The 16,209-nt window shown below is 61.1% G+C and carries 16 protein-coding genes; 10 read left to right on the forward strand and 6 right to left on the reverse strand.

Annotated elements, in window-relative coordinates; translation table 11 throughout:
* Position 1: 1 nt before the first annotated feature.
* The gene (locus MEMAR_RS10575; RefSeq protein ID WP_011844973.1) at positions 2-1,210 is read right to left on the reverse strand and encodes an HD domain-containing protein; all 1,209 of its coding nucleotides are present in this window, start codon (positions 1,208-1,210) and stop codon (positions 2-4) included.
* Positions 1,211-1,506: 296 nt separating this feature from the next.
* On the opposite strand from MEMAR_RS10575, the gene MEMAR_RS12535 reads away from it, so the two are divergent.
* From MEMAR_RS12535 to cofD, 4 genes are all read left to right on the forward strand, one after another.
* Positions 1,507-3,150 (forward strand): restriction endonuclease, encoded by a 1,644-nt coding sequence (locus MEMAR_RS12535; protein ID WP_011844974.1) that lies wholly within the window; start codon positions 1,507-1,509, stop codon positions 3,148-3,150.
* Positions 3,151-3,234: 84 nt separating this feature from the next.
* The gene (locus tag MEMAR_RS13030) at positions 3,235-4,296 is read left to right on the forward strand and encodes a hypothetical protein (RefSeq protein WP_143706392.1); all 1,062 of its coding nucleotides are present in this window, start codon (positions 3,235-3,237) and stop codon (positions 4,294-4,296) included.
* 333 nt (positions 4,297-4,629) lie between these two features.
* The gene (locus MEMAR_RS10585; protein WP_011844976.1) at positions 4,630-5,532 is read left to right on the forward strand and encodes a 2-phospho-L-lactate transferase CofD family protein; all 903 of its coding nucleotides are present in this window, start codon (positions 4,630-4,632) and stop codon (positions 5,530-5,532) included.
* 73 nt (positions 5,533-5,605) lie between these two features.
* Positions 5,606-6,508 (forward strand): 2-phospho-L-lactate transferase, encoded by a 903-nt coding sequence (gene cofD / locus MEMAR_RS10590; protein WP_011844977.1) that lies wholly within the window; start codon positions 5,606-5,608, stop codon positions 6,506-6,508.
* A 9-nt stretch (positions 6,509-6,517) separates the two neighbouring features.
* Here cofD and nifU read toward each other — a convergent pair whose 3' ends face one another.
* From nifU to MEMAR_RS10605, 3 genes are all read right to left on the reverse strand, one after another.
* Entirely contained in the window at positions 6,518-6,907 is a 390-nt protein-coding gene (gene nifU, locus MEMAR_RS10595; protein WP_011844978.1) for a Fe-S cluster assembly scaffold protein NifU, read from the reverse strand.
* Positions 6,908-7,024: 117 nt separating this feature from the next.
* Positions 7,025-7,273 (reverse strand): sulfurtransferase TusA family protein, encoded by a 249-nt coding sequence (locus tag MEMAR_RS10600; protein ID WP_011844979.1) that lies wholly within the window; start codon positions 7,271-7,273, stop codon positions 7,025-7,027.
* A gap of 10 nt (positions 7,274-7,283) precedes the next feature.
* Positions 7,284-7,472, reverse strand: a complete 189-nt coding sequence (locus MEMAR_RS10605; protein WP_048064009.1) for a sulfurtransferase TusA family protein — start codon at positions 7,470-7,472, stop codon at positions 7,284-7,286.
* 236 nt (positions 7,473-7,708) lie between these two features.
* On the opposite strand from MEMAR_RS10605, the gene MEMAR_RS12540 reads away from it, so the two are divergent.
* The 4 genes from MEMAR_RS12540 to MEMAR_RS10625 all read left to right on the forward strand — a co-directional run bounded on the left by MEMAR_RS12540 (position 7,709) and on the right by MEMAR_RS10625 (position 12,058).
* Positions 7,709-8,881, forward strand: coding sequence for a HEAT repeat domain-containing protein (locus MEMAR_RS12540; RefSeq protein WP_011844981.1), 1,173 nt, complete (start codon positions 7,709-7,711; stop codon positions 8,879-8,881).
* Between the two features lie 279 nt (positions 8,882-9,160).
* Entirely contained in the window at positions 9,161-9,703 is a 543-nt protein-coding gene (locus MEMAR_RS10615) for a pyruvoyl-dependent arginine decarboxylase (protein WP_011844982.1), read from the forward strand.
* Between the two features lie 122 nt (positions 9,704-9,825).
* Positions 9,826-11,115: an aspartate--tRNA(Asn) ligase gene (aspS, locus tag MEMAR_RS10620; protein ID WP_011844983.1), complete on the forward strand. Its 1,290-nt coding sequence runs from the start codon at positions 9,826-9,828 to the stop codon at positions 11,113-11,115.
* 40 nt (positions 11,116-11,155) lie between these two features.
* The gene (locus MEMAR_RS10625; RefSeq protein WP_011844984.1) at positions 11,156-12,058 is read left to right on the forward strand and encodes a methionine synthase; all 903 of its coding nucleotides are present in this window, start codon (positions 11,156-11,158) and stop codon (positions 12,056-12,058) included.
* A gap of 40 nt (positions 12,059-12,098) precedes the next feature.
* Here MEMAR_RS10625 and MEMAR_RS10630 read toward each other — a convergent pair whose 3' ends face one another.
* Positions 12,099-12,683, reverse strand: coding sequence for an RAD55 family ATPase (locus MEMAR_RS10630; protein WP_011844985.1), 585 nt, complete (start codon positions 12,681-12,683; stop codon positions 12,099-12,101).
* Positions 12,684-12,761: 78 nt separating this feature from the next.
* Positions 12,762-14,303 (reverse strand): class I adenylate-forming enzyme family protein, encoded by a 1,542-nt coding sequence (locus MEMAR_RS10635; RefSeq protein WP_011844986.1) that lies wholly within the window; start codon positions 14,301-14,303, stop codon positions 12,762-12,764.
* Between the two features lie 338 nt (positions 14,304-14,641).
* Here MEMAR_RS10635 and MEMAR_RS10640 point away from each other — a divergent pair, with 338 nt between their 5' ends.
* Together MEMAR_RS10640 and MEMAR_RS10645 are read left to right on the forward strand one after the other, a co-directional pair.
* Complete coding sequence (locus MEMAR_RS10640) at positions 14,642-15,100, forward strand: GNAT family N-acetyltransferase (protein WP_011844987.1); 459 nt, start codon at positions 14,642-14,644, stop codon at positions 15,098-15,100.
* Positions 15,101-15,222: 122 nt separating this feature from the next.
* On the forward strand, positions 15,223-16,113 hold the full coding sequence (locus MEMAR_RS10645; RefSeq protein WP_011844988.1) for a CPBP family intramembrane glutamic endopeptidase: 891 nt from the start codon (positions 15,223-15,225) through the stop codon (positions 16,111-16,113).
* Positions 16,114-16,209: the final 96 nt, after the last annotated feature.

The following is a 16,209-nucleotide window of genomic DNA, read 5'->3' on the forward strand; positions in this document are numbered from 1 at the left end:
ACTATGTCACTACGAGTTTATCCTGTTTTGTTGCCCGCTTCACCCGGAGCACCTCCGTCGCCGCCTGCTCCACGGTGTCCCGGTGCTCCTGTATGGTGTAGACGCCGAGACGCCACTGCTGTCGCCGGGTGTCGTTTAAGGTGTTGATGAGGGGGGAGACCTCCTCGATCTCCACCATCGCGTGGCTGTTCCTGACCCGGACCTCCATCGAGAGCGCCCGGGGGAGCCGGGGGATATCGACGAGAACCTCGTCCTCCGTGACCCCGGCGGTCTCGGCGATCTCGCGGGCGATCTCCCGCTCCCGGGCGGGGCCGAGTTCCTGGCGGAAGGCTGCGGCGTTCACCCGGTCTTCGCCGATATACAGCGCCCGCTTGTAGAGGTCCCGGGCGTAGACCCGGCGGGCGAGGTCGCGGGTAATTTCGCAGGAAGAGTGCTTCAGCCGCTCCATGCAGGCGGCGTCGTCCATCCGCATCAGTTCGTGTGCGTCCGTGCCCGGGGTGTTCTGCACCTCCTCGCGGAGGGCGTGGACGAACATGCTCGTCGCGATCCGGCTCACGTGGTGGAAGTAGACCGCCGGGCGCATCAGGGTCCGGGCGATGAGGAGCGACTCGGCGGCGTTGATCCCGCCTTCGTGCAGAGCGATGCCCGATTCGGTGAAGATGGTGCTCCGGATAAGCCGGTGTGCGTCGACCGTCCCGTAGGGGACGCCGGTGTAGTGGGCGTCCCGCATCAGGTAGTCCATCCGGTCGACGTCCAGGCTCCCGTGGATGATGCTCGCGAGGCGGTGCTTTCCCGCGACGACGGCGCAGACCTCGGCGGGGTCGAGCCCGTCGCCTTCGAGGATACCCGCGGTCGCTCCCTCGCGGACGAGGCGGTCGATCTGGTGGTGGCTCCTTCCCGTGAACTCCTCCATCACCGGCTCGGTGACGTGGGAGAAGGGGCCGTGGCCGATGTCGTGGAGGAGGGCGGCCGTGGTGACGAGTTTCGTCTCATCCCTATCAAGCCCGAGCTGGCCCGACATCAGGCCCGCGAGGTGCATCGTCCCGAGCGAGTGCTCGAACCGGGTGTGGTTTGCCCCGGGGTAGACGAGGTTTGCAAACCCGAGCTGGGTGACGTGGCGGAGCCGCTGGACGACCCCCGAGTCGAGCAGCCGGAGCGCGAGCGCATCCGCCTCGACGTAGCCGTGCACCGGATCTTTGATGATCTTCATCGGTTCTGTTAAGATTCTTGGGAGATGGAAGATAAAGGTATTTGAAGGCGCGCGGCGTGCGGGGCGGTTTTCTTTTGGGGGGAGCGGAGTGTGGGTGTGGGGGTTGAGCGCTCAGGCGGTGGGGAGGGACGTTCCGGCAGGGAAAGGCCGAGTATATCAAATATGAGTTATATGGATAATTGGTGAAGAGTTGCTCTCAGAACAGGATTGATTTGCTTTTTTTCGAGATTAATGACCATAAGTTCATTTCGTTACCTTAAAGCAGGTGTACAAGGAGTCAGTTCATGTGAATAACCATGCCAAAGTTCTGTCCCGAGTGCGGGACGCCGTTACAAAACATCAATGCAAAGTTTTGCCCTGAGTGCGGCACCGGACTGATCCAGGGAACGCCGACGCCCATTGCCACCACCGGAACCCAGACCCAACCTTCTACAGACGATGACTGGTCAAAGCCTATCGACTGGTCGGAAGAGGAATACCCGGAAGAAGTTGCCCAGCCATCTGTGAATGCCTACGAACTCGGCACGAAACTGGAAGAGATTCTTGATTCGATTTACCGTGCGGAGGGCTATAAGACAGAGCGACGGGTCAAAATGCCCGGACAGGGCGGTTACACTAACGAGATCGATGTCATCGCCAGAAGAAAGAATGAGCAGGTAGCCATCGAGTGCAAGAATTTCGCATCTGCAGTCGGCATCAAAGAGATCCGGGACTTCTCCAAGAAACTTGATGACCTCGGTCAGGGCTGGCGTGGTGTCTTCGCCGCTTTCAACGACTTCACGCTCGAGGCCCAGAACTTCGCAGAGAGCAGGAATATCGAGACCCTCGGTCACAAAGACATCATGGAAAAGTGGTTCGCCGTCTCTGCCGGGAGGGTCAGCCGGCAGGGAGAGCGGTTGACGTTAAGGTCCGCCCTGTCCATCAAGTCCGATTATCTCATGGTAACGACATTGCCGCTGCAAAACAAACACCTGGTCGAGGTGAGCAGCGCCCGGCTTACTTTCCATCCCTACGTCAAAGTCCCGTATGCCTTCAAAGCTCGGGTCTACGATCCGACCAAGAAACTTCATAGATTTTCCGACGACGGGACGATCATCATTGATCTGCTCGACGGCAAGGTGCTCAACAAGCAGGCGCGGAAAGGGGGTTCCATTTTAAACTCCCTGAGTTCCTCGAAGCAGAGCACCGACAATGTTCAAGCGCTCAAGACCTTCAAGGAAGTGATGGACTTCTCGCCCTCCCCCGAATACTCCATAACGATCGGTTCAGACTATCAGATCACCGAACTGAAACCCGAAGTTACCAAGCGTACGGTAGAGAGAGCAGCAATCGAATACATCACAGCAAGGAATACTCAGGACATGGCGTATACCCCTGCAAAAGGGGATGTCATTCTGGACACGAGGCACCGAAAGTTCGTGCCGCGAAGGGGCGACATAAAACTCTTCAAGAGTGAAATGGTTCAGGTCCCCAAATGGACGATTTATTTCAACGCGTTCGGCACAATTTACACGAAAGAAGTCTTCGCTCACTCCGGGACTGTCCTTGAGAACACCATCCAGTACTGCCCGCAGCACTTCAAACTCGGTGCCATCAACGTCAAGAAAGAGACCACTGCCGTTTGCGAGGTCTGTGGCAAGGCCTATTGCAGTGAACACATCTCTCAATGTCCTGTCTGCGGAAGATGGGTCTGCAGTGATCACGCTTCGGTCTGCAGTTCATGTGGCAAGACGTTCTGCAAAGAGCACGCGAGTAAGATCTGTCGGGAGTGTCACCAGCCGCTCTGCTCCGATTGCGAGGTCGAATGTCCGATCTGTCACGAGCCATACGGAGCGAACCATACCCTGATCTGCGATAAGTGCGGGGCGGCCGTCTGTCCGAGTTGTATCACGACATCGGGGTTGCTGCGAAAGACGAGAATATGTAAGAACTGCCAATAATTTCCCGAAGAAAATTACGAGAGAACTGATTGAAAACTTACCCACAGAAGGTCAGAGCAGTAGATAACTTATGGAGTGAACCTGATGCATGAGGAAAATCTTCCAATGATCAATTATTTCCTTAGGAATGAAGGATTTACAATACCTAAACCTATTTTCAAACAAGAGTTTCTAATCGGGCTAGAAAAGGCCATTTCAGTAGGAAATTTTGCAATTCTGGCCAAATTTCTAAGAAAAACGGCGGATGATTTCGAAGAGATATGTAACGAAGCAGGCATCCGTTCACTGGTCAAAAGAATAAGTGCTCAGAAAAAAGATCTGGAGAAACTTCACGGATGTTTTTTAACATCGGACGACCTTTCCGCGCTACAGTTCATCGTAGGACTATCAAGTAATCCAATGGGGGATTTTCTGGAGGTATCCGGCCCATTGTATTATTTATCCGAGATCGCTAGTGAATTAGAGAAAAATACAGAGAACATCTCTGAGATTATACTGATCAGTAGCATACTGTGGGTTTATGTGAATTCTTTTGAACTAACACTCCATTTTATCGATAGAAAACTAATCAATCACATCGAAGATAAAAAAATTCCGCTTAACAGGAATATAAAACCGTTCTATAACGTTGAACGGAAATCTTCCTTGAGTCACGCATCCGCGGAGAGAATACACCATACTCTTTGCAATTTAATGGGTGCCGATCCAAACAAATTTGACTCCATTTTAAGTCATTCGAGTAAAACGAAGGGCTTTAGAAATAAGGTGTCGCATTCAAACCTATTTTTCGATTCGCAAAAAAGGGCCATTGTAACTTTGTCTGGAGAAGAATGCTCAATTAGTGAATTTCTAAAGGAATATTATAGAATCAATGCTTTTCTGATAAAATGGCTTGAACTTTCAATAGGTTGTAATATCGATGATCCAGAGGTTACAGAGAAAATAACCACCGGATTGAAAGAATACTATTCAATTTACTCTACGAGATATATAAAACACTCACGTGCTGGGCTTACACCTCACTTTTACAATTTTGTTGTTAGCATCAGGAAAGGAAAAGGCGATGAATACTTAATGAAACAACGGATAAAAAGGAAAATATTGAGGAAACGACCCCTTCCCAAAAGGCACTGTTGGAGGAAGTAGCCGTTCCGTCAACATAGTAATCACCTTAAGCACGCGGTTTCCCAAGTTCCCACTTCACTCGAATCCCATAGACGAACGCCCCCGACCAGTACCACAACGCAGATGGCCGGGAATCGTGGCGGGTCGGGAGGCAGTATAGCCCGATGGCTATTGCGATCACCGGGAGGCTGATTGTTGGAACTAGGGGAGATAGTCCAATTTTCGTAGAGAGTCAGGAAGTCGGAGAGTGAGAGCATTCAACAATCACCCTCCGACATGGTCGCATATACGCCCTCGCCGCGACGGAATGAAACCGTTAACCCCCCGGACACCCCACATACATGACATTCAGCCATGATCACCTTCCTCTCCGGCGGAGCCGGGACGCCTGCGCTCATCCGGGGCGTCCGCCAGATCCTCTACGACAGCGAGATCGCCGTGGTCGCGAACACCGCCGAGGACCTCCGGGTATCGGGCGGCCACTGTGCGCCCGACATCGACACCGCCGTCTTCCTCTTTGCCGGCATCCTCGATACCAACCGGTGGTGGGGGATCAAGGGCGACACCTACACCACCCACAACTACCTCCCGAAGGTGGCGGGCGGCGAACCCTTCCCGGTCGGGGACCGTGCCCGGGCGGTCCAGATCGCCCGGGCGGCGCTCCTTGATGAGGGCCTGACCCTGACAGACGCCGTCCGGGCGCAGTGCCGCTCGCTCAACATCGGGGCGACCGTCCTCCCGATGACCGACGGCGACGCCGCCCTCTTCGTCGATACCGGCACCGGATGCCTCCCGCTCCTCGAGTACCGGATGGCCGCCGATCCCGGGACGGAGGTCCGGGAACTCGTCGGGCAAAAACCCCCGGCGGTCACCGACGGGGTGCGGGCGGCGATCGAAGCAAGCGACGCCGTGGTGATCGGCCCCGCGAACCCGGCGGCGAGCATCCTCCCCATCCTCGGCTGCGCCGGGATGCGGGACCTCCTCCTTGAGAAGTTCGTCGTCGCGGTCTCGCCGTTCTCGGGCGGCGTCGCGCCGGACCCAAAGGACGCCGCCCTCATGTACGCCGTCGGAGAACCACCCACCGCTGCCGCGGTCTCCCGGCTGTATGGGGAGATCGTCGACGTCTTCGTCCAGGACATCCACGACCCCGACGACGTCCCCGGATCGCTCCGCCTCGAGACCCGCCTTTTGCACGAACGGCAGGCCGAATCGCTCGCCTGGGACATCACGGCGGTCATACGCCACGCCGTTTCGTGAAAATAGAGCGTTGACCCCCGGGCAAAGTTTGGGAAAATTCATATACGGATGCATTTGATACGCTAATTATCCTATGATAACCTTCCTCTCGGGCGGGACCGGGACCCCGAAACTCCTCCGCGGGGTGCGGGAACTGCTGGATGAGCGGGACATCGCGGTCATCGTCAACACGGCCGAGGATACCTGGCTCTCCGGCAACCACCTCTCGCCCGACATCGACACGGTCATGTACCTCTTTGCGGGCATCCTCGACACCAACCGGTGGTGGGGAATCCGCAACGACTCCTACATCACCCACGACCTCCTCGCACGGCTCGGCATCGAAGAGTACATCGCCGTCGGCGACCAGGACCGGGCTATCCATGCAGCACGGGGAGAGATGCTCAGGAACGGCATGGGGCTGACGGAGATAACCCGCACACTCTGCCGCATGCTGGATGTCCGGGCGACCATTCTGCCGATGACCGACTCCGTCGTGACGACCTACGTCCGGACGCTCCGGGGCGAGATACACTTCCAGGAGTACTGGGTGAAGCACCGGGGCGACGTCGCGATCGACGGCGTCGTCCGGAAGTTCGATGCGCCGCCGGTCGCGACCCGCGAGGTCATCGAGGCGATCGAGGAAAGCGACGCCGTCGTGATCGGGCCGAGCAACCCGGTCACGAGCGTATCCCCGATCCTCGAATGCGCCGGGGTGCGGGAGGCGCTCCGCCGGCAGCACGTCATCGCGGTCAGCCCGTTCATCGGCGATACGCCGGTCAGCGGCCCGGCGGCTGCCCTGATGCGGGCGTTCGGAAAAGAGCCCTCGTCCGCCGGAACCTACGGTCTCTACGAGGACTTCGTGGACGTCTTCATCCAGGACACCCGCGACCCGGTCGAACTCGAAGGGGCGCTGCGCCAGGACACCCTCATGGTCAACCGGGGCAAGAGCCTCGACCTCGCAAAGAGCATCCTGACCCTGGTCTACGGGTGCTGAGACACCCCCTCACTCTTTCTTCTGCTTCTCCCGGTAATCCTCTATCGCCGCGTGGAGCGCGTCCGCCGCGAGGTTCGAGCAGTGCATCTTTTTGGGCGGCAGCCCGTCGAGTTCGGTCGCGACGTCGTCACGGGTGAGCCTCATCGCCTCGTCGAGCGTCTTCCCCTTGGCGAGATCGGTCACCATGCTGCTCGTCGCGATCGCCGACCCGCACCCGAACGTCCGGAACCTGATATCCTCGATGACGTTGTCTTTGACCCGGATGAAGATCTCCATGATGTCGCCGCAGACGGGGTTACCGACCTTGCCGTAGCCGTCCGGGTTCTCGATCACCCCGACGTTGTGCGGGTTCATGAAGTGCTCCATCACCTTCTGGCTGTATCCGATCTGGTCTGCCAAATCCTTCACCTACAGCGGTGTAATAGCCCGCAGGCGTTTAACTGTTTCTTCGACCCCTCCGGGGCGCCCGGGCGGCGGGGCCGTCGATCCGGGAGAGAAACCAGCACGGCCGGCCGGTCACGTCGCTTTTGCTGCCGGTGCCGCTCCCTTGCGAACGATGAGGGTCGTCACGCCGCTCGCGACGTGCTCTTCCTCGATCGTATGCCCGTTCTCATCGGCCCAGGACCTGACCGCCTCGACAAGATCGTGCCTGTCGGCCGTCACCTGCATGACCTGTCCCCTCTCGAGCACCGCCATCTCCCCCTGGATCAGAAGCATCGGCGACTGGCAGCTGCCGACACAATTTACCGTCTTATCCGCGTACATCCATCTCACCTCACTTCATCTTCCGGACGGAGAACCGCATGGCCCCGTCACCCTCGTGCCCCGCCCGGTTCGCCCGGAGCCGGATATCCTCCTCCGCGGCAGGGTCGGCCGGGAGCGCCTCTTTCGTCATCGCGATCGGCACGGGGCAGTAGAGCCCGATGCAGTCCGCGACCGCTGCAGGTTCTCTCTCCGGTTCCACCGCCGTACCGTCCGTTGCGGGGCGCGCATGGGAACCCGGGTCCGTGACCCGTCCGCGGCACACTCCCCGGGAGCACCCGATGCTGTCCCATCCCATATAAGCGTTCCTTCGAGGGTGTCGGCGGTAGAGAACGGCAACGGGTGGTTCCTGTGCCTCCGGGAGAAGATCAGAAAGATTATACACCATCTCCTGCCACCTACCATCATCGGAGAAGATTGATCATCCGGAGGATACCAATGGGACTATGGAATCGGCTCGGACGCAAGAAGGGGGAGGAAACGGACGCATCGGTCGATGCGGAGGAGGATGCCCGGGTAGCGGGACTCGCCGAATCGCTTGAGAGCGAAGATATCGTGATCAGGTGGAAGGCGGTTCGGGCGCTCGGCGAGATCGGCGAAGCAGCGATGCTCCCGCTGATAAAAGGGCTCGGCGATGAGGACTGGTGTGTCCGGCGGGAAGCGGCGGCCGCCCTCGGCCGGGTAGGGCCGGCGGCGATCCCGCACCTCATCGGAACGTTCGAGCACGCGGACGACGCCATGCGGCAGGACGCCGTCCGGGCGCTCCGGTCGCTCGGGAGCCCGGCGGCGGATGCCCTGAAAGAGGCGGTGCACTACGGGGACGCGGCAGTCCGCCTCGGGGCGCTGAATGCGCTCGAGGGCTTCCGGGCAGGGGACGCCTTCCTGGAGGCGCTCGCCGACGACGACCCCGGGGTACGGCGGTGCGCGATCGCCGGGGTGCAACGATCCCGTGACGAGCGCGGCATCGAGGGACTTGTCGCCCTCCTCCGCGACCCGGACGAGCAGGTTCGGGCGCTCGCCGCCGACGCGCTCGCCGACTTCGGCGAGACTGCGGTCTCGTCCTGCATCGAAGCGCTCGGCGACGAGGACGAGGACTTCCGGCGGCGGAATGCAGCGGTTCTCGCCCGTATCGGCGTTCCCGCGGCCAGCTCCCTCTCAGCGGCTCTCGGGGACGAACGGCCGCCCGTCCGCCGGTGGGCCGCCCGGGTGCTCGGTGAGATCCGATCCGGCGAGGCGGTTGCGTCGCTCATCGGAGCGCTTGCCGACCCCGACCGTGAGGCGAGGTGGCATGTCTGCGGTGCGCTCGCGGGTATCGGTACGCCGGCCGTCGGCCCGCTCGTCGAGGCTCTCGGGAACGGCGACGACGCCGCACGGCACCGGGCAATGGAGGCGCTCTGGCGGGTAGGAGAGGCGGCGGCACCGGCCCTGATCGAACTCACCGGTGCCGGCGATGCCGAAACACGGCGCAGGTCCGCCATCGTTCTCGGCGAGATCGCTGCTCCCGGCGCGTCCGAAGCGCTGCAGCCCCTTCTCCAGGACTCCGACAGGGACGTCCGGCGGGAGGCGTTCGAGGCGCTGGAGGCGATCAAGGCGCGGGGAGAACTCGCCTGACGGATGCGCTCCCCACTGCCCACGGCGGATCCGCGGGGGTTTTTCCGGGGTGCCGGCGAAGGTGACGGCAACCCCGGTTCGGGTCGGTCTTAAGGACTGAACCGGCGTAGCCGCAGTCATTCAGGGGCATACGAACCACCCGCGTTTTTCCGGGTAATTTCCGGTTTTCCGGCATTTCACCCACCTAATGTCAAAATGAGGGGAAATTTCCCCCCTTTTTTGATTTGTGACTGTTATAACCGAAAATATTAAAAAATTCAAGCGATAAGAAGATCTCTAATGTTCGTTCCGACCAAGTGTTTCTTTACGAAAGGTGTAGGCATCCACAAAGACAAACTGGCATCGTTTGAACTGGCTCTCAGGCAGGCGGGCATCGAGAAGTACAATCTGGTCTACGTCTCGAGTATCTTCCCCCCGAACTGCCAGCTGGTCTCGAGGGAGGACGGCCTGAAGGAACTCTCCCCGGGCAGCATCGTCTACGTTGTCATGGCCCGGAACGAGACCAACGAACCGAGCAGGCTCGCATCCGCCGCCATCGGGCACGCGATGCCCAAGGAGAGCAACGCCTACGGCTACCTCTCCGAGCACCACGCCTTCGGGGAGACGGAGGAGATCTCGGGCGAATACGCAGAAGACCTTGCGGCAACCATGCTCGCGACAACGCTCGGGATCGAGTTCGACCCCGACAAAGCATGGCAGGAGCGGGAACAGATCTACAAGGCGAGCGGCCGGATCATAAACACGACCCACACCTGCCAGGCGGCCGAAGGGGTCATGGACGGCCGCTGGACGACGGTCATTGCCGCAGCGGTCTTCCTCTAAGACCCGCATTTTTCAGGACAGCCGTTCCCTTTTTCCTGCGGCTGCCCCGACGAAATTTTCTCCGGGACTGGAGCGCAAAACAAAATACCTCCCGGGGCCCACACTGTATCCAGGTTTTTCACATGCGTCTACCAATACGAGCCGTAACCCCGGAAACGGAATCTGCCGAGATCGTCGGCTGGGTGCACGAGGTTCGCGATCTCGGAGGACTCTCGTTCTTCCTGATCCGCGACCGGACCGGCATCATCCAGGTGACCATCCCGAAGAAGAAAGTCCCGGCAGAGATCCTTGATACCGCCCGGAGCGTCTCGAGGGAATCCGTGGTCAGGGTCCGGGGCACAGTCAAAGCAATCGAGAAAGCGCCCGGCGGGCGCGAGATCGTCCCCGAAGAACTCGAGATCATCAGCACCGCAGAGAGCCCGCTCCCGCTCGACGTCGCCGAGAAGGTTTCCGCCGAGATGGACACCCGGCTCGACTCCCGGTTCCTGGACGCGAGAAAACCGCGTGTCCGCGCCATCTTCTTCATCCGCTCGGCGGTGACCTGCGCCGCGACCGCGTTCCTCGCCTCCCGGGGCTGCATCAACATCGCCACCCCCAAGATCGTCGCGGCGGCGACCGAGGGCGGCACCGAACTCTTCCCGATCGCCTACTTCGAGAAAGAGGCGTTCATGAACCAGAGCCCGCAGCTCTATAAACAGATGATGATGGCTGCCGGGTTCGAGGCGGTCTTCGAGATCGGCCCCATCTTCCGCGCCGAGGAGCACAACACCGTCCGGCACCTCAACGAGGCGACGAGCCTCGACGTCGAGGTCTCGTTTGCGGACCATAACGACGTCATGGAACTCCTCGAAGACCTGATCGTCCACGTTTACGACCATGTCGCGAAGGACTGCAGCGAACACCTCGCGGAACTCGAGATCGACCTCAAGGTTCCGTCAAAGCCGTTCCCGCGGATACCTTATGCAGAGGCGATCGAGATCGCGAACAAGACCATCGAAGAGAAACTCGCCTTCGGCGACGACCTCTCTCCGGCGGCCGAGCGCGCGATCGGGGATACCGTCGGGCAGCACTACTTCATCGTCGACTGGCCGACCGACATCAGGCCCTACTACGCGATGCCGTATCCCGACCGGCCCGAGTTCTGCAAAGCGTTCGACCTGATGCATCCCCGGATGGAACTCTCCTCCGGCGCCCAGCGTATCCACGACCACGACCTCCTCGTGGAGCGGATCAGCGCAAAGGGCCTCTCTCCCGAGAGTTTCGAGTTCTACCTGAAACCGTTCCGCTACGGCATGCCCCCGCATGCCGGATGGGGGCTCGGCATCGAGCGGCTGGTGATGACGATGCTCGACCTGCCAAACATCCGCGAGGCGGTGCTCTTCCCGCGCGACCGGCACAGACTGATGCCATAACATTAATTGCACCGGCGACCCACGGATCGATGTTGTTCCCATGACCCTGACAAGCGTGCTCCTCCCGACCACCGTGGTCGGGAGCTACCCGGTGGTGAAAGGATCGGGGCTTTTCGCCCGCATGGACCCGCTGAAACATGCGGTGGAGGTAGCGGTCGCCGACCAGATCGGCGCCGGGATCGACATCATCTCCGCCGGCCAGGTCCGGGGCGACATGATCCGGGCCTTCACCTCCCACCTCCCCGGGATCCGGGGGTCTTCGGTCGTCGGGAAGGTTCAGCCGGCCGCCCGGCCCATCACCCTCGCGGACACGAAATACGCCCTCTCCCGGCACCCGAAGGTGAAAGGTATCCTCACCGGCCCGAGCACGCTCGCGCACGGTCTCTCGATCGAGACGCCGTTCTACCGGAACAAAGACGAACTGGTTCTCGATATCGCGCAGGCGCTCGCGGTCGAGGCGAACTACCTCCAGGACGCCGGTGTTGCGCTCATCCAGGTAGACGAGCCCATCTTCTCGACGGGGGCGGCAAACCTCGCCGTCGGCCGCGAGGCGGTGAACGCAATCGCCGGCGTGCTCCGCACGCCCGTCTGCCTCCACGTCTGCGGAAACCTCGGGGACGTCATCGACGACGTCCTCAAGATAAACGTCGCAGTATTCGATTTTGAGTTCGCGAACAACCCCCAAAACCTCGAAGTGCTCTCGGAAAAAGACCTGCGCGGCCGAATGATCGGTTACGGCTGCGTGGACTCGGCCGATCCCGGTATCGAGAGCATCGAGACGATCAAAAAACGGATCGAGGCCGGCATCGACGTCTTCTCCCCCGAGACGATGCTCGTCGACCCCGACTGCGGTCTTCGGATGCAGTCGCACGACGCGGCGCTCGAAAAACTGAAGAATATGGTTGCCGCGGCGGGCGAGGTCAGGGCCGAGTATACCGGCTAGACCGTTACAGTTTCACGTAAAAAATACGAAGGGGTCCGGCCTAGACCACCCTGCTCGTCGTCGAGAGCTCGAGCCCCACCGCCATGATGTTGTAGGGGATGACGCGCTGCGGCACATCGGCATCTTTGACTTTCTCGATGGCCAGCACCCGCTCGAACTCGTTGCCGTTGACCTCCTGCCTGAGAGAGAGGAAGATATCGGCTGCCCGCATGATCCGCGCCTCTTCGGAGGGGCTGTGGGCTCCCGTGTAGAGGAGGTAGACGATGTTTGCTTCCCCCTCGATGATCGGGCGGGTGTCTTCGAGGACGAACTTTGCGGCCCTGTCGATCCCCCAGGCGGCGATCAGCGTGGAGAGAGAGTCCACGATGATCTTCTTGCCCTCCATCGCCGCCGCCATCGCCGCGGGATCCATGCCTCGTGCGTCGATCATATTCTCTCCCGGCGCGGTATCGAGCATCAGATAAGATCCCGCCCCCTCTCCTTCCTTCCAGAATTGCTGTGCCAGGAGTTCAAGGCCGCTCAGCGGAGATCCGGAGATGACGATACGGGTGCCCGGAGAGAATCCTCCGTCAAGCGCAAGGTCCAGACCCGCGATTCCTGTCGAACGTTTGTTGGTGTCTGCCACGTCTGTACCTCGGATATTTGTCCTCAAGCAGGATCTTTGCTGCTCTATCCTAATAACTGCTCTGTCGTATGCGCTTCGTCACGCGCCGCCGGCACCGCAGTACTCCTCCCGGAGCCGCTTGCGCAGAAGTTTCCACCCGTTCACCCGGGGTATCTCGCCGGCGATAATGATCCGGCGGGGAACCTTGTAGCCCGCGAGACGTTCGCGGGCGAAGGCGACGATCTCGTCGGGCGAGATGCTGTCGCCGGCGGGAACCACCACGGCCACCGGAACCTCGCCCCGGTGCTCGTCGGTGCACCCGAAGACCGCCGCGTCGCGGACGCCCGGGTGCTGGACGAGGACGTCCTCGACCTCGGTCGGGTAGACCTTCCAGCCCGACATCACGATCATGTCCTTTTTGCGGTCGGTGATGTAGAGCATCCCGTCCGCGTCCAGGTGGCCGACGTCGCCGGTCAGGAACCAGCCGTCGGGGAGGAAGACGGCGGCGGTCTCTTCGGGCATCTGCCAGTAGCCGAGCGCCACCCCCGGCCCGCGGAGGGCGATCTCGCCGTCCTCACCGGGGCCGAGTTCCTGCGCGGGGTCGCCGGCATCGACGATCTTCACCTCCGAGAACCCGACCGGGGTGCCGACGCTCCGGAACTCGTCGGCGGTCGCGTAGTGCTCGGGGCGGATGGCGGTCCCGGTTCCGACGACGACCGTCTCGGAGAGGCCGTAGGCATTGACGACAGGAATACCGAACCGCTCGTGGAAGGGTTTCCAGACGCCGGGCGTCAGGGGGCCGCCGCCGCTGATCATCGCCCGGGCGGTGGCGAGCGCCGTCTCGGTCCCCGGCGGGGTCTGGATGAGGGAGTGGATCACCGGCGGCATCCCGGCGACGATCGTGGCCCGGTACTCGCGGGCGAGGTCGAGGTAGCGGTCGAGCTCGAACCGCTCCATGACGACGTAGGTTCCGCCGGCCCGGAGCGCCGCGATCCCCCAGCTGAGGCCGACGTGCCCCATGGGGTAGATCCCGAGGTAGACGTCCGTATCGGTGATCCGGAGAACGTCCCGCTCGGCGTCCATCGCGGCGATCCAGTTCCCGTGCGTGAGCATGGCGCCCTTCGGTTTTCCCGTGGTGCCGGAGGTATACTGGATCTGGCAGAGATCGTCAAACCGGCAGTGGACGGCACGGCAGTCCGCCGGGGCCCGGAGGAGGTCCGCCCACGGCGTTGCGCCCGCGGCCTCCCCGCCGACGGCGACGACGTGCCGGAGCGACGGCGCCTGATCGCGGATGCGGTCGACAAGCGTCGCACCCTCCGCGTCGGTGATGACGGCGACGGCCCCCGCATCGCGGACCGCGTAGAGAACCTCGCTCTCGCGGTAGACCCGGTTCGTCGGAACGGCGACGGCGCCGATGCGCCAGAGGGCGAAGTAACTGACGAGGTATTCCGTCGAACTGTCGAGGTAGATGCAGACGCGGTCCCCGCGCCCGACCCCGAGGTCGAGGAGGCCGCGCCCGACCCGGCAGACCCGGTCGAGGAGGTCGGCGCGAGTGTAGGACTCCCCGGTCGAGGGGACGATGAGAGCGGTCTTTTCGGGGTTACAGGCGTTGGCGTCGAGAAACGTGGTGCAGTTCGGCATGGGCAGGCTCCGGGCGGCAGGTATGCGCTTTGATGTATATGCTTGTTCATGGGGCGGTAAATAGGTTGCCCCCGGGGATGTGATGCGCCGATTCTCAGGGGTGACGGCGGATAGAGATACACCGCCCGCAGATGCAAGGTGCGACCGGCCCAAGGGCAGGAGTTTGAGCCCGCAGATGCGAAATGTGGCAAACAGAGTAATCAAAACGGGAAAATATCCTCATGGCGATACCACCCCGGAATCCGTGTCCGGGACACAATCGAGACTTCTCTGGAGAGGGTCACAACAAAGCCCGGACAAAAACAAAAGCAAATTACCAAAGAGGCAGATCGAGATATATGCAGAGCGACACGCTGCTCGTCCGGGAAGCCGCCGAAAACGACCTCGCCGCCGTCCTCTCCCTCTATACGCACCTGCACGACGCCGATGAGAAGGCCGACGGCCGTGCGCTGGAGCGAGCCTGGCGGGAGATCCTCGCCGACCCCCGGACCCGTCTCTTCCTCCTCGAATACGAAGGCGTGCCGGTCTCGTCTTGCGTCCTGCACATCCTCCAAAACCTCACCCGGGGCGCACGGCCCTACGGGCTCATCGAGAACGTCGTAACCCGGCGGGAGTTCAGGAACCGGGGGTTCGGCACGGCCCTCCTTGACCATGCGCTGGGTCATGCCTGGCGGCAGAACTGCTACAAGGTGATGCTCCTGACCGGCAGGAGCGAACAAAACGTCTTCCGGCTCTACGAGAAGGCGGGGTTCGTCCGGGGCGCCAAGGAAGGGCTCATCGCGTATCCGCCGCAATGACCCCGGGCTATAGCCGGGAACGCCGGTATCGTCCGGAGTATTTCGTCGTTTCCGGTTACCATAGAGATGATTGCCGGATACGGTTCGACAGGCGTATTACGTGCGATGTGTGAGAATAACATATGGGATCCTCTCCTGCAGAACATCCTTACGACCCCCGCTCTCCGTCGACGGCACGGCGGGAAGTGACCGTCTTTCTGGTGCTTGCGTTTGCCCTGAGCAGTATCGGCTGGTTCTTTACGACCCGGAGCACTGCGGCGGAGGCGCTCCTCCTCTCCACCGTCTTCACGATGTGGTGCCCGGGTATCGCCGCCGTCGTAACGCGGCTCTACTACCAGCGGAACCTGGGGGGATTCGGGTTCCGGGTGGGAAAGACCCGGTGGCAGATGGTCGCGATCTTCCTCCCTATCCTCGTCGGCCTCCTGATATTCGGGCCGGTCTGGGCGACCGGGATCGGGCCGTTTAACCCTGAGAGTGCTGCAACGGTCTTCAGCATCGGATTCATCCCGGTCTTTCTCGTCTCGATCATCTTCAGCCTCTTTGCCGCCGCGGGAGAGGAGATCGGGTGGCGCGGCCTCCTCGTCCCGGAGATGGCGAAGTTCATGGGGTTTACGAAGCTCGCTCTCCTCTCCAGCGCCATCTGGGCCGTGTGGCACTTCCCCCTGATCATCTTCTCCGACTACCACGGGGCGGGCCCGCTCTGGTACTCGCTCGCGGTCTTCGTCCCGTCGGTCATGGGCGCGGGGTTCATCCTTGCCTGGCTCCGTCTCCGGTCGGGGAGCGTCGTTGCGGCCGTTCTCTTCCACGGGTTCTGGAACTACTTCATTCAGCAGTTCTACCCGCTCCTCACGATGGAGACCCCGGAATCGGTGATGATCACCGGAGAGTTCGGGTGGGCGGCCGCGGCGGTCTACATCCTCCTTGCTCTGGTCTGCTGGCACTTCCGGGGAACTGTCGAGTTGGAGAGGCCGGGATCGCCCTCCACGCCCGGCGGGGAACCGTTGCAGTCATGACGGGGGAGACGCCGGAAAGAAACGCAATGGTCAAATTCCGCCGGAGAGCGTGTATTACTGAGAAATATCATTTTCCCGAATCTTTGAGCCGGACGG

It is taken from the genome of Methanoculleus marisnigri JR1 (genome assembly GCF_000015825.1).
GTDB lineage: Archaea > Halobacteriota > Methanomicrobia > Methanomicrobiales > Methanoculleaceae > Methanoculleus > Methanoculleus marisnigri.